25 protein-coding genes and 2 pseudogenes are annotated in these 24244 nt (G+C 74.6%); 11 read left to right on the top strand and 16 right to left on the bottom strand.

All coding sequences use genetic code 11. The features are described 5' to 3' along the window. The 5 genes and pseudogenes from AB0442_RS30660 to AB0442_RS30680 all read right to left on the bottom strand — a co-directional run. Window positions 1-394, bottom strand: a pseudogene (locus tag AB0442_RS30660) (hypothetical protein); the annotation flags it as partial. Window positions 395-512: 118 nt separating this feature from the next. Then, the gene (locus tag AB0442_RS30665; protein ID WP_366166888.1) at window positions 513-1529 is read right to left on the bottom strand and encodes an NlpC/P60 family protein; all 1017 of its coding nucleotides are present in this window, start codon (window positions 1527-1529) and stop codon (window positions 513-515) included. 301 nt (window positions 1530-1830) lie between these two features. Beyond that, window positions 1831-2199 (bottom strand): BlaI/MecI/CopY family transcriptional regulator, encoded by a 369-nt coding sequence (locus AB0442_RS30670; protein WP_366166889.1) that lies wholly within the window; start codon window positions 2197-2199, stop codon window positions 1831-1833. A 134-nt stretch (window positions 2200-2333) separates the two neighbouring features. Then, window positions 2334-3800: an MFS transporter gene (locus tag AB0442_RS30675; protein WP_366166890.1), complete on the bottom strand. Its 1467-nt coding sequence runs from the start codon at window positions 3798-3800 to the stop codon at window positions 2334-2336. Then, window positions 3797-4534, bottom strand: coding sequence for a class I SAM-dependent methyltransferase (locus tag AB0442_RS30680; protein WP_366166891.1), 738 nt, complete (start codon window positions 4532-4534; stop codon window positions 3797-3799). The genes AB0442_RS30675 and AB0442_RS30680 overlap by 4 nt, the downstream gene beginning before the upstream one ends. Before the next feature lie 79 nt (window positions 4535-4613). Here AB0442_RS30680 and AB0442_RS30685 point away from each other — a divergent pair, with 79 nt between their 5' ends. Beyond that, window positions 4614-5219, top strand: a complete 606-nt coding sequence (locus tag AB0442_RS30685) for an XRE family transcriptional regulator (protein ID WP_344627631.1) — start codon at window positions 4614-4616, stop codon at window positions 5217-5219. A gap of 76 nt (window positions 5220-5295) precedes the next feature. On the opposite strand, the gene AB0442_RS30690 is transcribed toward AB0442_RS30685, so the two are convergent. The 5 genes and pseudogenes from AB0442_RS30690 to AB0442_RS30710 all read right to left on the bottom strand — a co-directional run bounded on the left by AB0442_RS30690 (window position 5296) and on the right by AB0442_RS30710 (window position 9009). Next, window positions 5296-5949, bottom strand: a complete 654-nt coding sequence (locus tag AB0442_RS30690; protein ID WP_366166892.1) for a hypothetical protein — start codon at window positions 5947-5949, stop codon at window positions 5296-5298. Between the two features lie 440 nt (window positions 5950-6389). Next, window positions 6390-6791 (bottom strand): VOC family protein, encoded by a 402-nt coding sequence (locus AB0442_RS30695; protein ID WP_366166893.1) that lies wholly within the window; start codon window positions 6789-6791, stop codon window positions 6390-6392. After that, window positions 6788-7306: a cupin domain-containing protein gene (locus tag AB0442_RS30700; protein ID WP_366166894.1), complete on the bottom strand. Its 519-nt coding sequence runs from the start codon at window positions 7304-7306 to the stop codon at window positions 6788-6790. The genes AB0442_RS30695 and AB0442_RS30700 overlap by 4 nt, the downstream gene beginning before the upstream one ends. Window positions 7307-7433: 127 nt before the next feature. Beyond that, window positions 7434-8266 (bottom strand): annotated as a pseudogene (locus AB0442_RS30705) (sterol desaturase family protein). Further along, on the bottom strand, window positions 8263-9009 hold the full coding sequence (locus tag AB0442_RS30710; RefSeq protein WP_366166895.1) for a GntR family transcriptional regulator: 747 nt from the start codon (window positions 9007-9009) through the stop codon (window positions 8263-8265). The pseudogene AB0442_RS30705 and the gene AB0442_RS30710 overlap by 4 nt, the downstream one beginning before the upstream one ends. Window positions 9010-9254: 245 nt before the next feature. On the opposite strand from AB0442_RS30710, the gene AB0442_RS30715 reads away from it, so the two are divergent. Beyond that, complete coding sequence (locus AB0442_RS30715; protein ID WP_366166896.1) at window positions 9255-9764, top strand: TetR/AcrR family transcriptional regulator C-terminal ligand-binding domain-containing protein; 510 nt, start codon at window positions 9255-9257, stop codon at window positions 9762-9764. A gap of 19 nt (window positions 9765-9783) precedes the next feature. Here AB0442_RS30715 and AB0442_RS30720 read toward each other — a convergent pair whose 3' ends face one another. Together AB0442_RS30720 and AB0442_RS30725 are read right to left on the bottom strand one after the other, a co-directional pair. Beyond that, on the bottom strand, window positions 9784-11016 hold the full coding sequence (locus AB0442_RS30720; RefSeq protein WP_366166897.1) for a cytochrome P450: 1233 nt from the start codon (window positions 11014-11016) through the stop codon (window positions 9784-9786). 28 nt (window positions 11017-11044) lie between these two features. Then, complete coding sequence (locus AB0442_RS30725; RefSeq protein WP_363544218.1) at window positions 11045-11254, bottom strand: ferredoxin; 210 nt, start codon at window positions 11252-11254, stop codon at window positions 11045-11047. Between the two features lie 405 nt (window positions 11255-11659). Between AB0442_RS30725 and AB0442_RS30730 the strand changes: the two genes are divergently transcribed. Continuing rightward, on the top strand, window positions 11660-12382 hold the full coding sequence (locus AB0442_RS30730) for an LURP-one-related family protein (RefSeq protein ID WP_366166898.1): 723 nt from the start codon (window positions 11660-11662) through the stop codon (window positions 12380-12382). Window positions 12383-12488: 106 nt separating this feature from the next. Here AB0442_RS30730 and AB0442_RS30735 read toward each other — a convergent pair whose 3' ends face one another. The 3 genes from AB0442_RS30735 to AB0442_RS30745 form a co-directional block, all read right to left on the bottom strand. Then, window positions 12489-12857, bottom strand: a complete 369-nt coding sequence (locus tag AB0442_RS30735; RefSeq protein WP_366166899.1) for a VOC family protein — start codon at window positions 12855-12857, stop codon at window positions 12489-12491. Between the two features lie 150 nt (window positions 12858-13007). Then, entirely contained in the window at window positions 13008-13535 is a 528-nt protein-coding gene (locus AB0442_RS30740) for an NUDIX hydrolase family protein (RefSeq protein ID WP_344627635.1), read from the bottom strand. A 232-nt stretch (window positions 13536-13767) separates the two neighbouring features. Beyond that, window positions 13768-14319, bottom strand: a complete 552-nt coding sequence (locus AB0442_RS30745; RefSeq protein WP_366166900.1) for a DUF3995 domain-containing protein — start codon at window positions 14317-14319, stop codon at window positions 13768-13770. A 33-nt stretch (window positions 14320-14352) separates the two neighbouring features. Here AB0442_RS30745 and AB0442_RS30750 point away from each other — a divergent pair, with 33 nt between their 5' ends. From AB0442_RS30750 to AB0442_RS30770, 5 genes are all read left to right on the top strand, one after another. Further along, entirely contained in the window at window positions 14353-14943 is a 591-nt protein-coding gene (locus tag AB0442_RS30750; RefSeq protein WP_366166901.1) for a TetR/AcrR family transcriptional regulator, read from the top strand. A gap of 141 nt (window positions 14944-15084) precedes the next feature. Continuing rightward, window positions 15085-15774 (top strand): hypothetical protein, encoded by a 690-nt coding sequence (locus AB0442_RS30755; protein WP_366166902.1) that lies wholly within the window; start codon window positions 15085-15087, stop codon window positions 15772-15774. Window positions 15775-15851: 77 nt separating this feature from the next. Continuing rightward, window positions 15852-16574: a siderophore-interacting protein gene (locus AB0442_RS30760; RefSeq protein ID WP_366166903.1), complete on the top strand. Its 723-nt coding sequence runs from the start codon at window positions 15852-15854 to the stop codon at window positions 16572-16574. A 144-nt stretch (window positions 16575-16718) separates the two neighbouring features. Continuing rightward, the gene (locus AB0442_RS30765) at window positions 16719-17327 is read left to right on the top strand and encodes a GNAT family N-acetyltransferase (RefSeq protein ID WP_366166904.1); all 609 of its coding nucleotides are present in this window, start codon (window positions 16719-16721) and stop codon (window positions 17325-17327) included. Window positions 17328-17421: 94 nt separating this feature from the next. Next, window positions 17422-17778, top strand: coding sequence for a DUF6204 family protein (locus AB0442_RS30770; RefSeq protein ID WP_363544233.1), 357 nt, complete (start codon window positions 17422-17424; stop codon window positions 17776-17778). Window positions 17779-17858: 80 nt separating this feature from the next. Here AB0442_RS30770 and AB0442_RS30775 read toward each other — a convergent pair whose 3' ends face one another. After that, entirely contained in the window at window positions 17859-19556 is a 1698-nt protein-coding gene (locus AB0442_RS30775; RefSeq protein ID WP_366166905.1) for an ABC transporter family substrate-binding protein, read from the bottom strand. 367 nt (window positions 19557-19923) lie between these two features. Here AB0442_RS30775 and AB0442_RS30780 point away from each other — a divergent pair, with 367 nt between their 5' ends. The 3 genes from AB0442_RS30780 to AB0442_RS30790 are packed head-to-tail and all read left to right on the top strand — an operon-like array spanning window position 19924 to window position 23995. After that, on the top strand, window positions 19924-20907 hold the full coding sequence (locus AB0442_RS30780) for an ABC transporter permease (RefSeq protein ID WP_366166927.1): 984 nt from the start codon (window positions 19924-19926) through the stop codon (window positions 20905-20907). Further along, complete coding sequence (locus AB0442_RS30785) at window positions 20907-21926, top strand: ABC transporter permease (RefSeq protein ID WP_366166906.1); 1020 nt, start codon at window positions 20907-20909, stop codon at window positions 21924-21926. Before AB0442_RS30780 ends, AB0442_RS30785 begins: the two co-directional genes overlap by 1 nt. Further along, complete coding sequence (locus tag AB0442_RS30790; protein ID WP_366166907.1) at window positions 21923-23995, top strand: ABC transporter ATP-binding protein; 2073 nt, start codon at window positions 21923-21925, stop codon at window positions 23993-23995. Before AB0442_RS30785 ends, AB0442_RS30790 begins: the two co-directional genes overlap by 4 nt. The last annotated feature ends 249 nt before the right edge of the window (window positions 23996-24244 follow it).

The following is a 24244-nucleotide window of genomic DNA, read 5'->3' on the forward strand; positions in this document are numbered from 1 at the left end:
TCGCGGCGAGCAGCTCCCACGGAAGGTGGCAGCCGGGGTCGGAGACGCCCACGGCCGCCGCAGCGGCCCGGTAGGCGGCGAACACCGTGGCCGGCACCGCGGCCTGACCCCCCGTCGGCGTCACCGCGGCCGTCCAGCCCGCGCCGGGCGCGCCGGGCACGACCGGTGCGGCAGGCGGCTGGGCCCAGGCCCGGCGGGTGCCGCCGTCCATCGGCAGCGATGTGTCCGCCGCCCCCGCCGGCGGCTGCTCGGCCGCGACCGCCGCGGCCGGCACCGGCCCGACCGGTCCGCCCGGTGCGGCCACCGCCGCGATCACCACTGCCGCAGCCGCTGCCCGCAGCAGCCCGGCCCACTTCCGTCCGACCCCCACGCCCGTCCCCTCCCACATGATCATGACTGACGTATTACATCATCAACGGGCGACATCGATGCAGGTCGGCCGGGCAACGGCCGTCCACCGGCGGGCGGTTCCACCTCCGGCGGGGCGGAGCAGGGGCGCACGTCCGTGCGGATCAGGGGCGCACGGCGCCCACGTACGGCATGTAGTCGATCGGGAGGATCTCGATGTTCTTGCCGGTGCGCGGCGCGTGGATCATCTTGCCGCCGCCGATGTAGATGCCGACGTGCTGCAGGTTGGAGAAGAACACCAGGTCGCCGGGCTGCAGGTCGCTCTTGGCGACGTGCCGGCCCGCGTTCCACTGGTCCTGCGAGACCCGCGGCAGCGAGACGCCGCCGGCCCGCCAGGCGGCGCCGGTCAGCCCCGAGCAGTCGAAGCTGTCCGGCCCGGTGTCCCCCCATCCGTAGGGCTTGCCGAGCTGGGCGTAGGCGAACTGGAGGGCCGCCGCGGCACGTCCGGTGGCCGGGCCGGTGTACGTCTCGCGGGCGGAGTCGCGGGAGGACCGCGGGTCCTGGGCGTTCACCTTGGCGCGGTCGGCGAGCGACAGGGTGTTGAGCAGCCGGGTGGCCTCGCCCAGCTTGGCCTGCACCTGCTTCTTCTCGCCGGCCAGCGCCCGGTCCGTCTCGTCGAGCCGGGCGAGCACCGCCGTCGCCTCGGACCGCCGCTGGTCGAGGCGACGCTGCTGGTCCTGAAGCAGCCGCAGCAGGTCGCTCTGCGAACTGGCGGCGATGTCCTGGGAGGAGGCCCGCTGAAGGTAGTTGGTCGGGTCGGACGACAGCATGAGGGCGACGGTCGGATCGACGTTGCCGGTGCGGTACTCGTCGGCGGCGACGGCCGACAGCCGCTCGCGGAGGCCCGTCATCTTCTCCTGGGCGGTGGCGACCTGGTCCTGCAGCTGGCCGGCCTCCTTCCGCAGGCGCTCCTGCTCCTCCTTGAACTTGTCGTACTTCTCGGTGGACGCCTCGGCCTGCTCGTTGAGGTCGTCCACCTGTGCCTTGACGGTCGCCAGGTCGGCCGTCGGCTCGGCGTGCGCGCCGCCGGCGGAGGAGAGCAGCGCGGAGCCGGCGGCGGCCGTGGTCAGCAGTGCCATGCGGGTGCGGCCGGGCTGGGCGGGCTTGCGTCGGGTCCCCATCGTCTGCGGTCACTCCCTGGCTCGGGCGGGCCGCCGCGGATGCGGCGGGCCGTCGTCGGCTGTGCGGCGGCGACCGCCGACCGCGCATGTGCGAAGTAACTTAGTAGGCCGGGGTGGGGTGTTGGCAACCCGCCCCCGGAATCACTGACGGCGGATCAGGCGACGTGGCCGATGACCAGCGGCAACGGCGGCGGCGCCACCGCTGCGGCCCGACAGGCGTTCAGCGCTGTTGCGAGCGAGCTGATGTGAGTGATAGTCAGCCGCGGCACGCGTTCCGGCCCGGCGGGGAGCGCGAGGGTCGTCACGGGCGGTCGTCGGGCGCCCGGTCGGCCAGGGCCTCGCGCAGCGCGGCGGTCTGGTCCTCGTCGATGCCGTCGACGAACAGCATCAGGGCGGCCCGCGGGTCCGCGGCCCCGCCGAGCACCTCGCGCATCACCTCGGCGGTGTGGGCCTCGTGCGAGCGCACCGGCTCGTACACCCAGGCCCGGCCCTGCTTGGCCCGGTGCAGGTAGCCCTTGCGGAACAGGATGTCGGCGACCGTGTTGACGGTCGTGTACGCCACCGGCCGCACCCCGTTCAGGTCGTCGACCACCTCGCGGACGGTCGCCGGTCTGCCCCAGGACCACAGTCGTTCCATGATCTCGGTCTCCAGCTGACCGAATCCGCGCATCGAGCCACCGGAACCCTTCACCGCACCCGCTCCGCCACGCCAACGCAGCACAGAGTGCCAGGCCGGGCCGCACCCGCCAATCCCCGGTCGGCGGGACGGGCCCCGACCGGCCGACCGGGACCGTGACGCGGACGTCAGGACCGGGCGGCGGTGGTGCGACCGGCGGCGGACCGCCCGGAGGCGAGGGCGAGCACCAGGGCGACGGCGACCAGCGCGGCGGCCACCGCGAAGGTCGTGTGCAGGCCGGTGGCGACGGCGGCCGGACGCGCGGCGGTGAGGTCGTCCGCCCCCGCCGCGGCCGCGAAGACGGCCCCCATCACCGCGGTGCCGGTGATCAGCCCGAGGTTGCGCGACAGGTTGAGCACGCCCGACACCACGCCCCGGCGGTCCGGCGGGACGTCCGCCATCACACCGGTGTTGTTGGCCGTCTGGAACGTCGCGTAGCCGACCGTCACCAGCACGACGGGCGCGAGGTAGCCGGGCGCGCCGAGGCCCGCCGGCGCCGCGCACAGGGCGAGACAGCCGACGGTCATCGCCGCGAGGCCCGCCGCGGTCGTCCACCGGGTGCCGATCCGGTCCACGATCCGCCCGGCCGGCACCCCGGTCACGGCGGTGACCAGCGGGCCGACCGACATCACCAACCCGACGCCGGCCGCCGGGAGGCCCAGCGCACGGGACAGGTAGAACGGCCCGACCACCAGCGTCGCCATCACCACCGTGGACACCAGCGCGCTCATCGCGAGGCTCGCACGCAGGGCGCCGTCCCGGAACATCGCGGGCCGGACCAGCGGCGCGGCCGAGCGGCGCTCCACCAGCACGAAGAGCACCGCGCCCAGTCCGGCCGCCGCGAGCAGGCCGAGGCCGAGCGTGCCGAACCGGCCGCGTCCCAGCGTCATCGCCAGCGCGTACGCGGCGAGCGTCAGGGCCAGCAGCAGGGTGCCCGCCCGGTCCGGCCGCGGTCGGGCGGACGCCGTGCCGCCGGGGGCGTCCGGGGCGTCCGGCGGCAGATGACGGTGTGCCAGCAGCAGGCCGAGACCGCCGAGTGGCACCAGGACGAGGAAGACCGCCCGCCATCCCGGCCCCGCGACCAGCAGGCCGCCGAGCGAGGGGCCGAGCGCGGTGCCCACCGCCGACATGGTGCCGAGCAGCCCCATCGCGCGGCCCGTCCGCTCCTTCGGCACCGTCCCGCCGACGAAGGCCATGGTGAGCGCCATCATCACGGCGGCCCCCAGGCCCTGTGCCGCCCGGGCGGCGATCAACAGCCAGAGCGCGGGCGCCGCGCCGCACAGCAGCGACGCCACCGTGAAGAGCACGATGCCGCCGAGCAGCAGCCGGCGGCGGCCGACGACGTCACCGAGCCGGCCGGCGCCGACGATCGTGGTGGTGGTCGCCAACAGGAAGGCCAGCACGACCCACTGCACCGCCGCGAACGGCGCCGAGAACGCCACGGACAGGGTGGGCAGGGCGACATTGGCGATGCTGATGCCGAGCGAGGGCAGCAGCATCGACAGCGAGAGCGCGGCCAGCGCCCAGCGGGCGGAGGACGGCGCCGGTGCGGGCGCGGTCGCCCGGGCGGTGGTGGCCGCGGTCGAGGGCTTCACCGGGCGGCCTCCTCACCGGTCGGCGCAGCGGGGGCGGACGGGGAAGCGGGGGCGGACGCGCGGCGGACGGCGACCACGACGGTGTCGTGCACCGTGACGGGCCGACCCGCACGGTCCTCGGCGGGGCGCGGTCGGGTCTGCGCCGTCCGCACCCGCCAGTCGGCCGGGTCGAGGGCGGCGGCGGCCTCCTCGGGGGTGAAGAGCATCTCCGGGAACAGCCGAGGGCCGCCGCCGCCCGCCAGGTCGCGCGGGTGGTGACCGGTGATCAGCAGCGTCCCGCCGGGCGCCACCGCAGCGGCGAGACCCGCGAACAGGGCCGGCCGGGCCGCGGCCGGCACGTGCAGGTACTGCGCGGTGACCAGGTCGAACCCCCCGCCCGCGGGCGGCCGTTCGCCGAGGTCGGCGCGGATCCAGGTGATCCGGTCGGCGACCTGCGGGCCGGCGGCCGCGGCCCGGGCGGCGGCCCGCTCCAGTGCGGTGGCGGCGAGGTCCGTGGCGGTGACCCGCCAGCCCCGGCCGGCGAGCCAGAGCGCGTCGGCGCCCTCGCCGCAGCCGGCGTCCAGCGCCCGCGCGGGGGCCAGCCCGGCGGCCTCGGCGACCAGTTGCGGATTGGGGAGTCCGCTCCAGAGCGAGGTGCGGGTGCGGTACCGCTCCTCCCACGCCTCCCGTCCGAAGTCCGCGTCCGTCCCGGCGGGTCCGCCGGTGTTCCCGATGCCGTGCTCGTGTTCGTCCATGCGGCCGAGACTGGCGCCGACCGTGCCGGACCGGCAACGATCGTTGCCGTTTCCGGGACGTCCGCGGTGGAATGGCCCCATGGACCACACCCCGGCCGTCGCCGCCGCCCTCGCCGAGGTCGGCCCCCGGCTCAGACTCCTGCGCACCCGGCGCGGCATCTCCCTCGCCGGCCTGGCCGAGGCCACCGGCATCTCCAAGAGCACGCTGTCCCGCCTGGAGTCCGGGCAGCGCCGGCCCAGCCTGGAACTGCTGCTGCCGATCGCCCAGGCCCACCGCGTGGCCCTGGACGAGCTGGTCGGCGCCCCGGAGACCGGCGACCCGCGGGTCCGGCTCAGACCCCGCCAGGTCAACGGCCGGACGGTGCTGCCGCTCACCCGGCAGCCCGGCTCGCTGCAGGCCTGGAAGGTGATCGTGCCCGCCGCCCAGAGCGAACCTGAACTGCGCGTCCACGAGGGCTACGAGTGGCTCTACGTGCTCTCCGGACGGCTGCGCCTGGTGATCGGGGACCGCGACACCGTCCTCGGCACCGGGGAGGCCGCCGAGTTCGACACCCGGCTGCCGCACTGGTTCGGCAGCACCGGCGAGCACCCGGTCGAACTCCTCAGCATCCTCGGCCGGCAGGGCGAGCGGATGCACGTCCGCGCGCGGCCCCACCGCACCGCCGCGGACGGGTCCGCCCACTGAGCCGCCGAGGACGTCTCCGCTCCCGGTGCAGCCCGGCCGGGCCGTCACCCGCTCCGGCAGTCACCTGCTGCGGCCGTCACCCGCCGCGCGAGGAGATCAGGCCGGTGGTGAGGACGCTCTCGTCCGACAGGTCGACGATCGCGAAGGCCGACGGCAGCCGCCGGTCGGCCGGACCGAACCGGAGGTCCACCAACCGGTGCCGGTAGCGCGGGCTGTGCAGGTCGACCTCGGCCAGTACCCGGCCGGCGCCGGCGTCGATGTCCACCCCGGCGGCCGCCAGCAGCCGGCTGTCGCGGACGAGGTCCCGGGCCAGGCGCTGCTCCGCCTCCGCCAGGGCCGGCGGCGGGCGGCCGGTCGCCACCTCCAGCACCCGTCCCGCGGCGAGGCCGACGGTGGCCTCCACCGCCGCACCGTCCGTGTAGTTGTAGACGACCACCAGCGGATCCCCCCGGTGCCGCCCGGCCGCCGTGGTGTGCACCCCCAGCACCCGGTACCGGCCGCCCTCGATGCTGCGCCGCACCTCCGGGTCGGCGAGGGCGAGTTCGGCCGCCCGGTCGCGGTCGGCCGCGGTCAGCCCCGGCCCGGCCTCCTCGGCACCGAACCGCCGGGCCGGTGCCACCGGCGTCAGCAGGCCCCGGCGGTACCGGGCGTCCCCGCCCGGCGGCGCGGCGGGGCACGCGGCGGGGACGGCGTCCGTCCCGGCCGCGGGCACTACGGATTCCTCGCACATGGCTGCGCCCTCCGGGCGGTACGCGCCTGCCGGCCGATGCCCTCCGGCGGGCCCGGGGCGGGCCGCGTGCGGCCGACGTCGGGGGCCGGCCGGAGGGGAGGGACGACCGGTCCTCCCTCCATCCTGAGCGCCCGGCCGGGGCCGGGCAACCAGGTCACCGTCCGCCACGCCGGACCTCCGCGGCCGAGGTCACCGAGCGTCAGCCCCGCGGTGGATCCGGCCTCCTGGGCCCGTGGCGCGTCGGCCGACACCGGCGACCACCGTCGCTCGGGCGCTGCCGACGGTGACGCGCAGTGGCGACCGCCACCCGCACCGGCGCTGCGGACGGTCGCCCTCCGTGCACCCGGGCCGTCGCATCCGGTGGCCGCATTCGGCCGCCGCGTCCGGTGGCCCTCCCGGCGGCCGCGCCCCGGATCGGCCGCCCGTCGGATCCGCGGGCGTCAGACCGTCCAGGTGCGGGTGCACAGCACGAGGCGGTAGCCGTCCGGATCGGCGACCGTCACCCCGTACTCGTCCCAGTACGGGTTGTGCGCCGGGACCCGGGTGCCGCCGTGGGCGGTCAGCCGGTCGACCAGGGCCTCGTCCACCGGGGTGCCGAGGTAGAGGACGAGCAGGTCGTCGGCGGTCGGCACGGGCGTGACCGGCAGATCGGGGTCGTGGGTGAGCTCCAGGTGCCAGTCGGCGCCGGGCAGGCCGACCATGAGCAGGTCGTGCTCGCCCGCCACGTGCTCGGTGGTGCGCCACAGCACGGCCATGCCGAGCCCGCCGACCCAGAACCGCTCGGCGGCGGCGAGGTCGAGGGACGGGCGGGCGATCCGGATGCGGACGGAGGGCTCGATCATGCCGACCGCTCCAGGGCCGCACGCCAGACCGGGCTGTCCACGTAGTGGTTGTCGTACTGCTCCGAGGAGGCCGCGATCTCGGCCGGGTCCGCCTCGCCGCGCATCACCCGCCCGAGCAGCCGCAGGTAGTCGAAGCGCCCCATGCCGGGGGTGAACACGAACAGCACGTCCGCCTCCTCGCCGGGGGCGGCGGCGAAGGCGTGCGGGGTGTGCGGCGGCACCGCGAGGAAGTCGCCCGCGCCGAGGACGCTCACCTCCTCGCCGACCAGCACCTGGAGGGACCCGCTGATCACGAAGAAGAGCTCCCACGCCTTGGTGTGGAAGTGCGCCGGTGCGCCCGCCGCTCCCTTGGCGAAGCCGGAGCGGTAGCTGGTGAACCCGCCCCCGGTGCGGGAGGAGTCGGCGAGCAGCGTCATCACACTGCTCGGGTCCGCGCAGGTCTCGGCCTCGGCGCACCGGGTGAGCACGGGTTCGAGCATGTCGCGGGCGGTGCCGGTGTTCTGATCCGTCGTCATGATGATCACTGTACCGAGGCAAAGACCCGCCGGCGCGGGGCAATTCAGTGCCGTGATCCTGGGCCAATTGCGGCCCGCGGCGGTCGCGTGCCCCCGCCTGCGCAGCACCGCTCGCCGCGGCCGCGGCTCAGGTCTCGGGCTTCGGGGACCAGCCGGGCGGGCCGAAGAGGTGGCCGGCGCGGTCCCGCCAGCGGGCCGCCGCCCTGACGTCCCGCCAGACGGCCGCGTACTCGTGGAAGGCCACCCGGAACGGGTTGTGGGTGGTGATGTTCTTCGTCAGTCCGTAGACCACCCGCTCGCCCTCGGGCTCGAAGCTGCCGAACAGCCGGTCCCAGACGATCAGGATGCCGCCGTAGTTGCGTCCAGGTACACCTGGTTGGAGCCGTGGTGCACCCGGTGGTGCGACGGGGTGTTGAAGACCAGCTCGACGGGCCGCCAGAGCCGGTGCACCCGCTCGGTGTGCAGGAAGAACTGGTAGATCAGGCTGATCGACTGCTGCAGCAGGATCATCCACGGCGGGAGACCGAGCGCCGCCAGCGGCAGCCAGAACGGCAGCGAGGTCATCGGCGTCCAGCTCTGCCGCAGCGCCGTCGAGAGGTTGTACCGGACGCTGGAGTGGTGCACCACGTGGCTCGCCCACAGCACCCGCACCCGGTGGTGCGCCCGGTGGAAGGCGTAGTACGCCAGGTCGTCGGCGAGGAGGAGGAGCAGCCAGGTCCAGGCAGACGAGGGGGAGGGGTGCCAGGGCGCGAGGGTGTACACCCCGGCGTACGCCAGGACCGCGGAGACCTTCCACGGCAGGCCGACCACCTGGCTGCCGGCGCCCATCGACAGCGAGGTGGCGGTGTCGCGGACCTCGTAGCCGTACTCCTCGTCGTCGGGCAGGAAGCGGTACGACAGCGCCTCGACGGCGACCAGCAGGACGAACGCGGGTATCGCGTAGACCACCGCGGGAATCATCCGGCCGCCTCCCGTCCTGCCGCGGCGGACGGCGCCGGCTCCGCGGCGGGGGACGGCACGGCGCGCGAGAGCAGCTCCCGGGCGGCCCGTTCGGCGGCCGCGGCGTCACCGGCGGCGATCAGCTCGGCGAGACGCAGATGGGCCGTCACGTCCAGCAGCTCGTCGGCGCGGTGCGCCGGGGGCACTTCGCCGACCGGCAGCGCGCCGCCCACCAGGCTGTTGAACGCCAGCAGGTAGGCGAGGTTGCCGGAGCCGGTGACGATCAGCCGCCACCAGGCGATGTCCGCGGTGCCCAGTGCGGCCAGGTCCGGACCGATCCGCCCGAGGGCGGCCGCCGCCGCGGTGATCTCCGCCGCCTGGTCGGGCGAGCAGCGTTCGGCGCACAGCCGGGCGGCGTCCGCGCCGATGCAGGCCCGCATCTCCAGGGCGTCGCGCTGCAGCCCGGCGAGTGCGGGCGGCACCCGGGACCCGGCGGACGCCTGCAGCACCAGGTCCAGTCCGGCCGAGGCGCGCCAGTCCAGGACGCGGGTGCGCCCGCCCTGGCTCACCTCCACCAGCCGGGCCTGCTGCAGGCGCTTGACCGCCTCGCGCACCGCGTGCCGATTGACCCCGAACTCCGCCGCCAGCTCCCGCTCGGCCGTCAGCGCGCCGCCGGGCGACAGCACACCGTTCAGAATCCGCTCCTCCAGCAGCGAGAACAGCTGGTCCGAGACCGCTTCCCGCCGGATGGTCCGCTCCGTCATGGCCGTCAGCATGCACCCGCCGCGACCACTGGTCAACTGGTTGGACCAGTTGAATGCCCGGAGCCGGCGGCCGCCCGCGGCGGACGGTCAGCGGCCGGTGGCGAGCGTCGCGCCGCCGGCGCAGTCGAGGACGGTGCCGGTGGTGAAGCCGTTGCCCGCGAGGTAGGCGATGGCCTGGGCGACGTCCTCGGGGGTGCCGCTGCTGCCGCAACGAGGCCGCGCGCGAGGCCGTCCTGACCGCGACCATGCAGCTGCTGCGCGAGCCGGGCCGGGAACTGACGATCGACCGGATCGCCCGCGCGGCCGGGGTCGGCAAGCAGACCGTCTACCGTTGGTGGCCGACCAAGGGCGCCGTGGTGGCCGAGGCGATGGCCGACAGCGCGACCGCCGCCGTCGGCCTGCCCGACACCGGCGACCTCCGCGACGACCTCGCCGCCTTCTTCCGGGCCAGCTTCCAGGCCCTCCAGGACCCGGGCATGGTGTGGCTGCTCGGCGAGGCCGTCTCCGGCGCGCAGCGCGAGCCGGCCGTGGCGGAGGTGCTCCGGGACTTCACCGCCCGCCGCCGTGCCGCCCTCGGCGAACTCTTCGCCCGCGCCGCCGCCCGCGGGGTGCTGCGTCCCGGCACCGACCCGGAGGTGCTGGTCGAACTCGGCTACGGCTTCCTCTGGTACCGACTGCTGGTCGGCCACGCACCCCTGGACGACGCCGCGGCCGACACCCTCGCCGCCCACCTGACCGCCGCCGCCACCGCCTGAGTCCCGCCCGGGAGGGCGGCTACCAGGCGACCGGCAGCTCGTGCACCCCGTACACCACCATGTCGGCGCGGTAGCGGACCGACTCGTACGGCACGGCCAGCCGCAGCCCCGGCAGGCGGCGGAACAGCGTCTCCAGGGCGATCTGCAGCTCCGCCCGGGCCAGCGGCTGCCCCAGGCACTGGTGGACGCCGAAGCCGAACGCGAAGTGCCGGCGGGCGTCCCGATCCAGGTCGAGGCGGTCGCCGTCGGGGAAGACCGCCGCGTCCCGGTTGGCGGTCGAGATCATGCAGAGCACGCCCTCGCCGGCCCGGACGAGGGTGCCGCCCAGGTCGACGTCCTCGACCGCCACCCGCGGGACGCCGAGGTGGACCACGCTCAGCCAGCGCAGCAGCTCCTCGACCGCCCCCTTGACCAGGGCCGGTTCGGCCCGCAGCCGGGCCGCCTGCTCCGGGTGGCGCAGCAGGGCGAGGGTGCCGAGCGCCGTCATGTTGGCCGTCGTCTCGTGGCCGGCGACCAGCATCAGCAGGCCGGTCGCCGCCGCCTCCTCGGGGGAGACGTCGGGGCGGGCGGCGAGCCGGCCGAGCAGACTGTCGTCGGGCTCGCGCCGCTTGCGGGCGGTCAGTTCGGTGAGGTAGTCGGTGAGTTCGCGCTGCGCGGCACCGACGCGCTCCGCGGGCGCGGCGATGTCCAGCAGGACGCCGCTGCGGCCCTGGAAGAAGCCGTGGTCCTCGTAGGGCACGCCGAGCAGGTCGCAGATGACCAGCGAGGGCACGGGCAGCGCGAACGCGGCGACCAGATCGGCGGGGGAGCCCCCGGCGATCATCCGGTCCAGCGCGTCGTCGACGATCCGCTGGATCCGCGGGCGCATCGCCTCGACCCGCTTGACGATGAAGTCACCGGTGAGCATGCGCCGTTGGCGGGCGTGCTCGGCGCCGTCGAGGCGCAGGAACGACGGGGTGGCCCGGTTCACCAGCTCGCGCCGGCCGGGGGAGAGGAACGGGAAGCCCGGGTGCCGGGCGTCGGCCGAGAAGCGGTTGTCCGAGAGCACCGTACGGACCTCGGCGTGACCGGTGACCAGCCAGCAGTCGGAGCCGTCCCACAGTCCGGCGCGGGTGACGGGGGCGGTGCGGTGGGCCTCCCGGTAGGCGGGCGGCGGGGCGAACGGGCAGCCGCCCCGGTCGGCGGGCAGCGCCGGCCGGGCGGAGCGCGTGTCGGGGGCGGAACGGGCGGATTCGGTCGGGGTGGTGGTCATGCCGGTCCTTCCGCGTGGGGGTGGGTGGTCACTCGTCGAGCGCGGTGTCGAGCACGGTGATGGCACTCCCGGGGCAGAGCGCGGCGGCGAGCCGGACGGCTGCGCGCTGCTCCTCGGCCGGCCCGGGGCGGACGAGCCGGACGAGCCCGTCCTCGTCGGACTGGTCGAAGACCCCGGGCGCGGTCAGTACGCACTGGCCCGAGCCGCAGCAGCGGTCCTGATCGACGGTCACCTGCATCGCGCGCCTCCAGCGGCAGCGGGAACGGTTGCCTAGGTCAACCGATAGCACGCCGACCATCGCCGTGAGTACGTACCCGGAGAACTTCCGCGAACGTGTCCGATTCCGGGCGCCCGGTTTCGGCCGCCCCCGGCCGAGGGCGGAAACCGGCCGGGAGTTCCGCCCGATGTTTCGTTCCCGGATCGATCGCCACAGCACGGCCGGCCAGCGCAGACGGGTGTCCGGGTTTCGCTTCCGGCCCATTCACCTGCACCGGTCCACGCATGTTCGTCCGACGGTTGACGCCGGTGTTCGACCCGCTGCACCGACGCGAGCTGCTCCTCGTACAAGGGCGCCTTCGCCCGGATCCGCTCGCTGATCGACGGCCGGAGGCGCCAGGCCGACGTCGGCTACGTCCACCATCCGGTGCGCGGCGAGTACGCGCAGCTCCACCCCGGCGACGGGCAGGCCGACCGGATCGGCGTGTCGGTCTTCTCGCACGAGCTCTGCCGGTGGCCCCGCGCGGCGGCCGTCCCATACTTGAAGGACGGATCCTCGCCCGCCGCCGCGCCCGGTGGCGGGGCCCGAAAGGACGGCACGATGTTCCAGGAACGACGGGAACGCCGGGAGGCCAACCGCGCCTTCGACCACGGCGACGGCGTGACCCGGTACCGCATGCAGCAGAAACTGGTGTCGATCGGCGACGACTACTGGATCGACGACGAGTCCGGTGACCACGTGTACAAGGTCGACGGCAAGGCGCTCCGCGCCCGCCGCACCTTCCACCTGGAGGACGGGCAGGGCCACCGGGTCGCGACCGTGCAGAGCAGGCCGCTGCGGATCAAGGACTCGATGGCGATCGACGACGCCGAGGGGCACCGGGTCGCCGTGGTCAAGAAGGCCGTGATCAGCCCCGTCCGCGACCGGTGGACGATCAAGCAGGAGGACGGCGACGACCTCACCGTGGACGGCAACGTGGTCGACCACGAGTACACCATCGAGCGAGACGGCTACAAGATCGCCGAGGTCTCGAAGAAGTGGTTCCGGGTCCGCGACACCTACGCCGTGGACATCGGCCCGGACGCCGACCACACCACCGTCCTGGCGGCGGCCGTGGCCATCGACTCCATGGCCCACCCGGGCGACTGAGACCGGCACCTCGGCGGGGACGCCCGCCGTCCCGCGGCACGGCGGGGTTCCCGCCGGCGGCCGTACGGCAGGATTCCCGCCGTCCCGCGGCACCGGGAGGAAGCGGTCAGCGACCGTGGGCCGTGGGGTGCCGCGGCTCGTACACCGCGAGTTCCGCGCCGCTCGGGAGGCGGATCGCGGCGAGCCGGCCCCAGCCCCGGTCGCTCGGCTCGCGGGCGATCCCGACACCGCGGGCGCGGAGTTCGCCGAGCAGGGCGTCGAGGTCCTCGCACATCAGGTACAGCTCGTGCGAGGCCCCGCCCTCGGTGGGGTGGACGGCGAGCTCGGCCGGCGGCAGCCCGAAGACCAGCCAGCCGCCGCCCGCGTCGACCCCGGGGAACCCGAGGACGTCCCGGACGAAGGCCCGGTCGGCCTCGGCGTCCTGGCTGTACAGGATGACGTGCGCCCCGCTGATGCCGCCGACCCCGCTGCCCATGCGCCGTCCTCGCTCCCGGATCGGGGCGCGGGACCGCGCCCACCCTCATCCTCGCAGCGCGGGCGGCCCGCCCCGGCCACGGACACGCCGACCGTGCCCGGGCTGGAGAACCGTGCCCGGCCGGAGGGCGGTACGGGGCCGGGCGCGGGCTCAGGTCAGGCAGCCGAGATGGGCCAGCGCCCGCTTGAGCAGCACTCCCTGCCCGCCGGGCATCTCCTGCAGCACCAGATCCGAGGCGGCCTCCTGCGGGCTGAACCACACCAGGTCGAGCGCGTCCTGACGCGGCCTGCAGTCGCCGGCCACCGGCACGACGTACGCGAGCGCGACGGCGTGCTGCCGCGGGTCGTGGAAGGAGGTCACCCCCTGCGTCGGGAAGTACTCGGCGACGGTGAACGGCTGCAGCGAGGCGGGGATCCTGGGCAGGGCCACCGGCCCGAGGTCCTTCTCCAGGTGCCGCAGCAGCGCGTCCCGGACGCGCTCGTGGTGCAGGACGCGTCCGGAGACCAGCGTCCGACTGACCGTGCCGTCCGGCCCGATGCGCAACAGCAGCCCGATCTCGGTGACTTCGCCGGTGTCGTCGACGCGCACGGGCACCGCCTCGACGTAGAGGATCGGCAGCCGGGCGCGGGCCGTCTCCAGCTCCTCGGGCGCGAGCCACCCCGGATTGGTTTCCGTCATGTCAGCCATTGGCTGATCGTACGTTCCAGGGCTGTCCTGCGGGATCATCCTGTCACTGCGGGCCGGCGAGCTCTGCGTGTCGCGCCCCCGGCGAGGACGACCTGCCGGACCGTCAGCGTGCCACCGGGCCTCGCGCCCAGGCCCGGGACGTGTCTTCCAGGGCGCTCGGGTGGTCCATCCAGGGGCCCCCACGCGCCCCCATGTGGCATCCGTACGCCCTTGAAGACACGTCCTAGCGGCGGTCCCGGCGCCGGGTGCGCACCGCGACGTAGCCGGTCAGCGCGCCCAGGGTGACGCAGAGCGGCGAGTAGAGCGACAGGTCCCAGTGCCGGAACCCGGCCGGTGCGTCGCCGAGGCCCAGCCCGGAGACCACCAGCCCGCCGGCGCCGCGCAGCGCGAGCACCCCGGAGACCGTCCACACGCCCGAGCGCACCAGCCGGGAGGCGCCCAGCGGGCTCCGGGGCCGGGCGGCGGTGACGACCAGCCAGGCCGCCGTACCCAGCAGGCCCGCGACCGCGACCGTCGCAGGCCCGGACGGCAGCCGCGACTCGTCCACCCCCACCACGACGGTCGCGAACTCGGCCCGTGACTCCAGCGGCCAGGGCGAGAACGCCCACACCGCGTGCAGTGCCGCCGCCGCGCCCAGCCCCGCCGCCGCGGCGACCGCGGCCGCGCGACCCCCCGCGCCGGCCGGCGCCCGCTCACCCTGCACCGCACCGAGCAGCCACTCCCTGGCGTTCACCGCGCCACCCCCGTACTCGTCGACACCGAATCCGTACACCACTGTACGGATGTTCCGTACAGTACTGTACGGAACATGGCCAAGGGGAGAGTCAGCAAGGACGACTGGACGATGGCGGCGCTGCGCGCCCTCGCCCGCGGCGGGGTCGCCGCCGTGGCGGTGGACGTGCTCGCCAAGGAGCTGGGCGTCACCCGTGGCAGCTTCTACTGGCACTTCGACAACCGGGAGGCGCTGCTCGTCGCCGCCCTGGAGGCCTGGGAACGGCGCACCACCACCGAGCTCGTCGAAGCCGTCCGCGCCGAGCCCGACCCCTGGGTTCGTGCCCGGGTGCTGTTCGCCGAGGCCCTCGGCGGCGAGAAGATCGCCGGACTCGAGCCCGCCCTCGTCGCCCAGACCGCCCACCCGGCCGTCGCCGCCGTGGTCACCCGGGTCACCCGCACCCGGCTGGCCTTCCTCGCCGAGGTGTTCGCCGGCATCGGACACGACCCGCAGAGCGCCAGGCACCGTTCCCTGGCGGCCTACGCCGCCTACCTCGGCTGGCTGGAGCTGCGCCGCACCGCGCCGGAGACCGCCCCCGAGGCGCGGCCCGGCGACCCGGACGCGGCGGCCGCCCTCGACCACCTGGTCGCCATGATCCTGACCCCCGCCGCCCCGGCCCGTCCCTGAGCGGACGCCGGGGCGAGCCGCTCCCCGGGCGATCCGCGGAACCCGTCGGCGCCGAGTGCGCGTCAGAGACGGTGCCTGCCGCGTGCGTTCGGGCGGGCCGTCCCGCGGGGGTCGTGGGGGCGTGGTCATGAGGGGGACGGTATGGCCGGTTGGATCTTCTTCTTCGCCCTGCTGCTGGCGCCCGTCGCGTTCGGGCTGGCCCGGGAGGTCGGCACCCTGCGGCGGGCGAAGGCCGCCGATCGGCTGATGCGGCTCCTCGGCGGCAGCCCCGGATGGCGGACGATGGCGCCCGGTGAGACCTGGAACGAGTACGTCCCGCACTACCCCTGGCTGGACGTCCCGCGCGGCACCGCCGTCACCGGCCCGGGTCCGGACGGGCGCGAGGTCACCGTCGCCCGGTTCGTGCGCCTGGAGCAGCGCCGGGGCCTGCACTGGCTGCTGTTCCGCTACGAACTCCCGGAGCACGTGCCGATGATCCGGCTCGAACGGGCCTGGAGCGCGGCCGCCCTGGGACTCCCGGTCGTCCAGCCGGGGCTCTACGTCCCGATGTCGGCGACCGGTACGGAGGCGATCGCCGAGCCCCTGGTGCGCAGCGACCTGATCGACCGCCTCGCCGCCCTGGGCGCGCCCGCGGTCAGCCTCCAACGCAACGAGGCGTGCTTCCTGTACCACCCGCTGCCCGGCGGTCCCGGGACGGAGCGGTACGCGGCGGGGCTCGCCGCGCTGCTCCCCGACCTGTGCCGGCTCGCCTGCGCCACCGGGGAGGCGGAAGCCGCCCCGCCCGCCGACGGCACCGAGGACGACCGGAGCCAGGGCGGCGCCCGCCGCTGAGCCGATCCCCGGGTGTCGAAGCCCTCCCGCCATGAGCTAGGTTAGCCTTGCCTAAATTCGCGTGGTGGGAGGGTGTCATGGGGCACGGCTGGGAGGGCGTCGTCCTCAAGCTGATGCGGGGCAGGGACTTCGAGTTCACGGTGACCGCGGTCGAGGAGGTCACCGACCACTACCGGCGGGTGCGGTTCACCGACGGCGGGATGCTCGCCGCGACCGGCGTCCACCCGACGATGTGGGTGCGCATCTGGTTCGACGACGCGGGGCGGCCGCACCAGCGCGCCTACACCCTCGTCGACCCCGACGCCTCCGGAGGAACGTTCAGCCTCGAATTCGCGCTGCACGACGGCCGCGCCAGCGACTGGGCGCGGAAGGCCGCACCCGGCGACACCGTCCAGGCCACCGTCCAGGGCTCAGCCTTCACCGCGCCCGACCCGCAGCCCCGGCAGCTGTTCGTCGTCGGCGACTCGGCCTCCGTCCCCGCCGTCAACTCGCTGCTCACCGCCCTGTCCGAGGTGCCGGCCACGGTCTGGCTGGAGACCCAGCACGACTCGGACGAGGACCTGCCGCTGCGCGCCGACCCCGAGCGGCACACCGTCCGCCGGCTGCCCCGCCGCGACGCCGGCGCCCACCTCGTCGCCGAGGTCCGGGAGGCGCTGCCGGCGCTGCTCACCGACCCCGCCGGCGCCTACGTGTGGATCGCCTGCGACACCGCGACCACCCGCGCCCTCACCCAGTTCGCCCGCAAGGACCTGGCCCTGCCGAAGCAGCGCGTCAACGCCCTCGGCTACTGGCGGCCCTGACGATCCGTGGTGCCGGCGAGGGGGCGACCCCTCGCCGGCACCAGGCGCGTCCGGCCGCCGCCACCGTCACGCCGCCGCCACCGTCACGCCACTGCCACCGTCGCGCCATCGCCGACCCGAACCCGTGCCACCGGAGGAGAGACCATGACCACCAGCGCCCCGACCGCCGTCCGGGAGACCACCCCCGCCGCCGTCCACGAGCAGACCGTGCCCGGCTTCGGGACGGTCGCCGTCCGCCCGCTGGACCCGTCCGGCGACGCCGCCCTGGTGCACGGCTGGGTGAACGAGGAGAGAGCGCGCTTCTGGGGCATGGTCGGCCACACCCGCGAGGCGGTCCGCCGGATCTACGCCTACGTGGACTCGCTCGACACCCACCACGCCTACATCGTGGAGCGGGACGGCACGCCCGTCGCCCTCTTCCAGACCTACCGGCCCGAACACGACCCCGTCGGCGAGTGCTACCCCGTCCGGCCGGGCGACTTCGGCGTCCACCTGCTCCTCGCGCCCGCCGACGGCGAGCCCGCCCCCGGCTTCACCGCGGGCCTGATCACCGCCCTGCTCGGCTTCGTCTTCGCCGACCCCTCCCGGCTCCGCATCGTCGCCGAACCCGACGCCCTCAACGAGAAGTCGATAGCCCGCACGCTGCGCACCGGCTTCGAGCTCGGCCCGCAGATCGACCTGCCCCACAAGCGCGCCCAGCTGGTCTTCCTCACCCGCGAAACGGTCGCCCAGGCCCTCGCCGCCCGTTCGTAGGAGTCGTCCTCGGGGCGGACCCGGGCCGTCGGTCCAGGGGGCGTGGGGGAAAAGGGGGTGCACCGACCGCAGGCCGCCGCCTAGGGTCGGCCGGGTGAGCACCCGTGACTTCCGAATCACCGTCCGAGGCGTCTTCGACGGCCTCGACGAGGCGCAGCGCGCCGAACTCCTCGCGAACGCCGCCGAGCACGACGTGCTGCGTGCGGCCTTCACCCCCGAGGGGCACCTGAGCTACGACATCGCCGCCCGCACGGCCTTCACCTTCCGCTTCGCGGACTCCGGCGAGGCCGAGGAGGACATCCTCACCGCCACCGAGCGGGCCGAGACCGCGGCCGCGGCCTGGCTGACCGGGCACGGCTACGGCTTCAAGAACCTCCGCTCGCAGGCCGAGGACCTCTCGCAGGCCGCCCTCGGCAAGCGCCGCCGCCGCGAGGCCGTCCGCGGGCTCTGACCCGCTGCCCGGGAGGGCCGGGAGGCCGCCGTCCCCGCTCGGGGGATGTGGGGACGGCGGCGGTACCCGGGGCGCGGCGACTACTTCTGCCAGCCGACCGAGGTGATGACCGTGTCGGCGAGGCTGCCCGCGCCGAAGTTGGCGAGGCCCTTGCGGACGGCGACGATGCTCGGCCGCTGGTACAGCTCGACGGTGTGGCCGAGCTCCCAGATCCGGACGTCCGCCTGGTTGTAGAGGTCGGCGGCCTGCGCCGGGTCGAGGGTCGCCGCGGCCTTGCGCAGCAGCGAGTCGATCTCGGGCGTGCTCAGCTTGGAGTAGTTGCCGAACACGTTGTCGCCCTGCGGCGCACGGTAGATCGGCACCGTCCTGGAGAGCGGGAACGAGCCGGTGTTGCGCCAGCTCGCGAGGTCGAACCGGCCCTGGTTGATGTACTTCGAGAAGTACTCCTTGCTCGGCACCTTGTCGATCGACAGCTTGACCCCGACCTGCTGCAGCATGCTCTGCACCGCGGCCGCCAGGTCCGCCTGGGCCTGGGTGGAGCCGTCGCTCATCACGTAGTGCAGCTCCAGCGGGTGCCCGTCCTTGCCGCGGGTGCCGCCGGCGTCCTTCCAGCCGGCCTCGTCGAGCAGCTTGCCGGCCACCGCCGGGTCGTACTTCACCCAGTCGCCGGCGTTGGCGCGGTAGCCGCTCTGGTTGGTCATGAACAGGTGGCTGTCCAGCGGCTTGAACTCCACCGGCACGCCCTTGTTGGCGATCTTGATCAGTGAGGCCCGGTCCAGCGCCCGGCCGAGCGCCTGACGGACCTTCCGGTCGGCGAGCGCGCCGTTCCCGCCGAAGGAGATGTGCACCTCGTCCCAGGGCGTGCCGGTGCGGATCGCCGCGTCCTCGGCGTCCTTGAGCTGGCCGTACGCGGTGGCGGTGCCGGCCGAGGCGTAGTCCACCTCGTTGTTGAGGAAGGCCTGGGTGATGGCGGCGGAGTCCATCACCCGGTAGGTGATCCGGTCCAGCTTGGGCTTCGGCCCCCACCACTTCGGGTTGGGCACCAGGGTGATGGTCTGCGCGGTCTTGTCGGCGTTCTGCAGGACGAACGGGCCGCCGTAGACCGGGACCTTCTCGATCCAGCCCTCGTTGAACTCCTTCGGCGTGGAGATCCCCGCCGCCGGCAGCAGCGGGTTGAACAGGCTCTGCCAGTCGGCGTACGGCTGGGCGAAGGTGACCTTGACCTCGCCGGGCGCGGCGCCCTGCTCCACGGCGGAGATCTGCTCGTAGCCGGAGGAGTCCGCGAGGTTGTACGCCGGGTCCTTGCCGTTGGAGGCCTGCCAGACGGCCTTGAAGTCCTGGTAGCCGATCGGCTTCCCGTCCGACCAGGCCGCCTTCGGGTTGAGCCGGTAGGTCACCACCTGCGGCGAGGTGGAGGTGACCTCGGCCGACACCAGGTACTCGGGCACCGGCTGGTAGACGCCCTTGGCGTCCGAGCGGAAGAGCCTCGCCTCCAGGTAGCCCATGATCTCGACCGCGTCGCCGTAGGTGCCGTCGACCTGGTACGGGTTCCACTGGGTGATCCACTGCTGGAGCGGCTCGCGCAGCTCGCCGCCGTCCTTGATCCGGTCCAGCGGCTGCGGGTTGTTGTCCTCGGCGCCCACCGTCGGCACCACCGTCTTGGCCGCGTCGTCCGCCGTGCCGTCGGTCTGGCTGCTGCAGGCCGTGGCGGCCAGCGCCACGGCGAGTGCCGCGGCGGCGGCCCGGCCGAGTCTGCGGGTGGCGAGCGATGCGTCCATCGGGAAGTCCTCGGGGGTCTCGAAGAGTCGTGGGCGGCCGCCAGGTGTGGCGGCACTTGAACGTGGGCAGCCAAGTCGGTGCCGGCAGGCAGAACGTAACAGCCCATCAGCTCCGGCGACAGGGGGTCATGCGCAGAACTGATCGAAACGAAACGGGGCGCAATCCGGTGGCAACATGCTGTCCGCACCCGTCTGATCGACTGTGACCAGCGCGTTCACCGACCCGTCCGCACCGCGCCGTGCAGCAGGCCCTGGACGGACCGTCCGAGGTGCCGTACAACTGCTGCGCGAAACTGCGTCAAAAACCCTCCGAACGAAGGCGAACGACCATGTTCTCCAGGTGTGCGAACCACACCGGCGGTACGCCGTGACCCGCTACCTCGCGAAACGGCTCGGCTACTACGCCGTCCTCCTGGTCGCCGCCGTCTTCCTCGCCTACGCCCTCTCCTGCGCCGCCCTCGGCCCCCGCGCCTACTTCGAGGCCAAGCAGCCCAGGCCCTCCGCGGCCGCCGTCGACCGCCAGCTCACCGCGCTCAACATCAACGACCGCACCCCGGTCGTCGAACGCTTCGCCACCTGGACCGACGGCCTGCTGTTCCACGCCGACCTCGGCCGCACCATCCACAACACCCCGGTCAACGAGGAGTTCGGCCGCCGGATCTGGGTCTCGCTGCGCCTCCTGCTGATCGGCAGCCTGCTCGGCATGCTGCTCGGCGTCGCCGGCGGCGCCTGGAGCGCCGTCCGCCAGTACCGGCTCTCCGACCGGGCGCTCACGCTGCTCTCCTTCGTGCTGCTCTCCACCCCGGTCTTCCTCGTCGCGCTGCTCCTCAAGAACGGCGCCATCGCCGCCAAGGACGCCGCCGGCCACGAGGTGGTCCCCTTCACCGGCTACGAGACGCCCAACCTCGCCGGCGGACTCGGCGCCCACCTCGCCGACTGGAGCCTGCACCTGCTGCTGCCCACGCTCTCGCTCGCCCTCGGCGGCCTCGCCGTCTACAGCCGCTACCAGCGCTCCACCATGCTCGACGTGCTCGGCTCCGACTACCTGCGCACCGCCGAGGCCAAGGGGCTCACCCGAAACCGCGCCCTGCTCAAGCACGGCCTGCGCACCGCCGTCATCCCGATGTCGACGATGTTCGCCTACAGCTTCCTCGGCATCTTCACCGGAGCCGCCTTCACCGAGACCATCTTCGGCTGGCACGGCATGGGCGAATGGTTCATCCAGGCCGTCAACGAACAGGACATCAACGCCGTCGTCGCGGTCAACCTGTTCGCCGCCGTCGTCGTGCTCGCCGCAGGCTTCCTCGCCGACGTGCTGCACGCCGCGCTCGACCCCCGGGTGAGGTACTGATGACCGCCACCGCCCTGCCCGAGACCGCCGCCCCCGCGCCCGCCGCGGACCGCGCCCCCGCCGGCCGGCTGCGCCTGGTCGCCGGCCGCCTCGCCGCCTCCAGGGGCGTCGTCGTCGGAGCCGCCGTCCTGCTGCTGCTCTTCCTGCTCGCCTTCCTCGGCCCGCACCTGACGCCCTGGGACTACGCCACCCCCAACTACGGCCAGATCCGCCGCCCGCCCTCCGCCGAGCACTGGTTCGGCACCAACGGCATCGGCCAGGACGTCTTCGCGCAGACCGTCCGCGGCCTGCAGAAGTCCCTGGTCATCGGCCTTCTCGTGGCCGTGCTCTCCACCGGCCTCGCCTCCCTGGTCGGCGCCTGCGCGGGCTACTTCGGCGGCTGGACCGACCGGCTGCTGATGTTCCTCGTCGACCTGATGCTGATCTTCCCCGGCTTCCTGGTCATCGCCATCGTCTCGCCGCGGCTGCGCGGCACCGGCTGGCTCGCCTTCGTCCTGCTGCTCGCCCTGTTCAACTGGATGATCACCGCCCGGGTGGTCCGTTCCATGACCAGGTCGCTGCGCGAACGCGAATTCGTCGCCGCCGCACGGTTCATGGGCGTCGGCGCGTTCCGCATCATCTGGCGGCACGTGCTGCCCAACGTCTCCTCCTTCCTGATCATCGACGCCACCATCGCCGTCGGCGGCGCCGTGATGAGCGAGGCCGCGCTCTCCTACTTCGGCTTCGGCGTCCGCGCCCCCGACGTCTCGCTCGGCACCCTGCTCGCGGCCGGCACCGCCGACGCCCCCGTCTTCCCCTGGCTGTTCTACTTCGCCGCCGCCCTCCTCGTGCTGTTCGTCCTCGCCGTCAACCTGGTCGGCGACGGCCTGCGCGACGCCCTCGACCCCACCGCCGAGGCCGGACGCCGCTCCGCCCGGCTCGCCCGCGCCGCCCGCACGCCCGTCGGGGGAGTCCCGGCCGACGGGCCGGCCGACGACCCGAGCACCCCCGCCGCCCGAACCCGCCGGAGCACCCCGTGACCCCCGCCCTGCTCACCGTCCGGGACCTCACCGTCGACTTCGGCACGGCCCCCGCCGTCCGCGGCGTCGACCTCGACCTGCACCACGGCGAAACCCTCGGCATCGTCGGCGAGTCCGGCTCCGGCAAGTCCGTCACCGCGCTCGCCGTGCTCGGCCTGCTGCCCGGCACCGCCCGGGTCGGCGGCTCCGTCCGGCTCGACGGACGCGAACTCGTCGGCCTGCCCGCCCGCGAACTCGCCGCCGTCCGCGGCCGCCGCATCGCCATGGTCTTCCAGGACCCGCTCTCCGCCTTCACCCCCGTCCACCGGATCGGCGACCAGATCGCCGAAGCCGTCCGCATCCACCAGGACGTCGACCGCGCCACCGCCCGCAAGCGCGCCGCCGACCTGCTCGACCTCGTCGGCATCCCCGCCCCCGACCGCGCCCTCGACAGCTTCCCGCACGAGTTCTCCGGCGGCATGCGGCAGCGCGCCATGATCGCCATGGCGATCGCCAACGACCCGGACGTGCTGCTCGCCGACGAACCCACCACCGCCCTCGACGTCACCATCCAGGCCCAGGTCCTCGACGTGCTGCGCACCGCCCAGCGGGAGACCGGCGCCGCCCTCGTCCTGGTCAGCCACGACCTCGGCGTCATCGCCGGCAGCGCCGACCGGGTCGCCGTCATGTACGCCGGACGGATCGCCGAGGCCGCCCCGGTCGACGAACTGTTCGCCGCACCCCGCCACCCCTACACCCTCGGCCTGATCGGCGCGGTGCCCCGCCTCGACGGCCGCGGCGGCCCCCTGGTGCCGATCCCCGGCCGCCCGCCCGCACCCGGCGAACTCGGCCGCGGCTGCCCGTTCGCCCCCCGCTGCCCGCTCGTCGAGGACCGCTGCCGGACCGCCGAACCCGCCCTCGACACCGGCTCCGACAGCTCCGACGGCGCCCACGACCGGGCGTCCGGCCACCTCGCGGCCTGCGTCCGCGCCGACGAACTCGCCGCCCGCCGACCCGCACCCGCCGAGGTCTACCCGGTGCCCGCCGTCCCCGCCTCCGCCCGGGCGCTGCCGCCGCGCGCCGAACGGGACGCCGTGCTCGCCGTCCGCGGCCTCACCAAGAGCTTCCCCCGGCTCAAGGGCGCCGTCCTCAAGCGCCGGATCGGCGACGTCCACGCCGTGGACGGCGTCGACCTCGACATCCGCCGCGGCGAAACCCTCGGCCTGGTCGGCGAGTCCGGCTCCGGCAAGTCCACCACCCTCTACGAACTGTTGCGCCTCGCCGCACCGCAGGGCGGCCGGATCGAACTCCTCGGCCAGGACACCGCCGCCCTCGACCGGGCCGCCGCCCGACGCCTACGGGCCCGGGTGCAGATCGTCTTCCAGGACCCGGCGGCGAGCCTCGACCCCCGGATGCCGATCGGCGACATCGTCGCCGAACCGCTGCAGGCCCAGCGCACCCCGCGCGAGGAGGTCCGCCGCCGGATCCCCGAGCTGCTGCGGCAGGTCGGGCTCGACCCGGAGCACGCGGACCGCTACCCGCACCAGTTCTCCGGCGGCCAGCGGCAGCGGATCTCGATCGCCCGGGCCCTCGCCGTCCGGCCCGACCTGCTCGTCCTCGACGAACCCGTCTCCGCGCTCGACGTCTCCGTCCAGGCCGGGGTGCTCAACCTGCTCCAGCAGCTCAAGGCCGAACTCGGCCTCGCCTACCTCTTCGTCTCGCACGACCTGTCCGTCGTCCGGTACCTCGCCGACCGGGTCGCCGTCATGTACCTCGGCCGCACCGTCGAGACGGGCGCCGTCACCGAGGTCTTCGAACGGCCGCGGCACCCGTACACCCGTGCCCTGCTGTCGGCCGTCCCGCTGCCCGACCCGGCGGCGGAACGCCGGCGCAGCAAACTCCTGCTGGCCGGCGACCCGCCCTCGCCGACCGTCCGGCACGAGGGCTGCCGCTTCCGCTCCCGCTGCCCGGTGTACGCCGCCCTGGACGCGGAGCGGCGCGGCCGCTGCGAACGGGACACCCCGCCCGACACCGCCGCCGCCCCCGGCGTCGACCACGTCACCGCCTGCCACTACCCGCACGGTGCCTGAGCCGCCGTCGGCGTCACCCCCGTACCGAGACCGCTGCTGGTCGACGGACTCGCGTCCGAGGACGGCCGCCTCCTCGCCCTCGCCGGGCCGCTCTTCCCGGCGCCCGGCGACCGCGTCGCCCTGGACGGCCACCGGGTGGTGGTGACCCGAGGCGCCGGCCGGTCGTCCGCCCCGGCCGGCGGCCCGGCCAGGGGCTGCTGGAACCGCGGACGGCTGCACCGGCGCTGACGGGCCGTCCGGCCCGATCCG

The sequence above is a fragment of the Kitasatospora sp. NPDC085895 genome (assembly GCF_040702125.1).
Taxonomy (GTDB): domain Bacteria; phylum Actinomycetota; class Actinomycetes; order Streptomycetales; family Streptomycetaceae; genus Kitasatospora; species Kitasatospora arboriphila.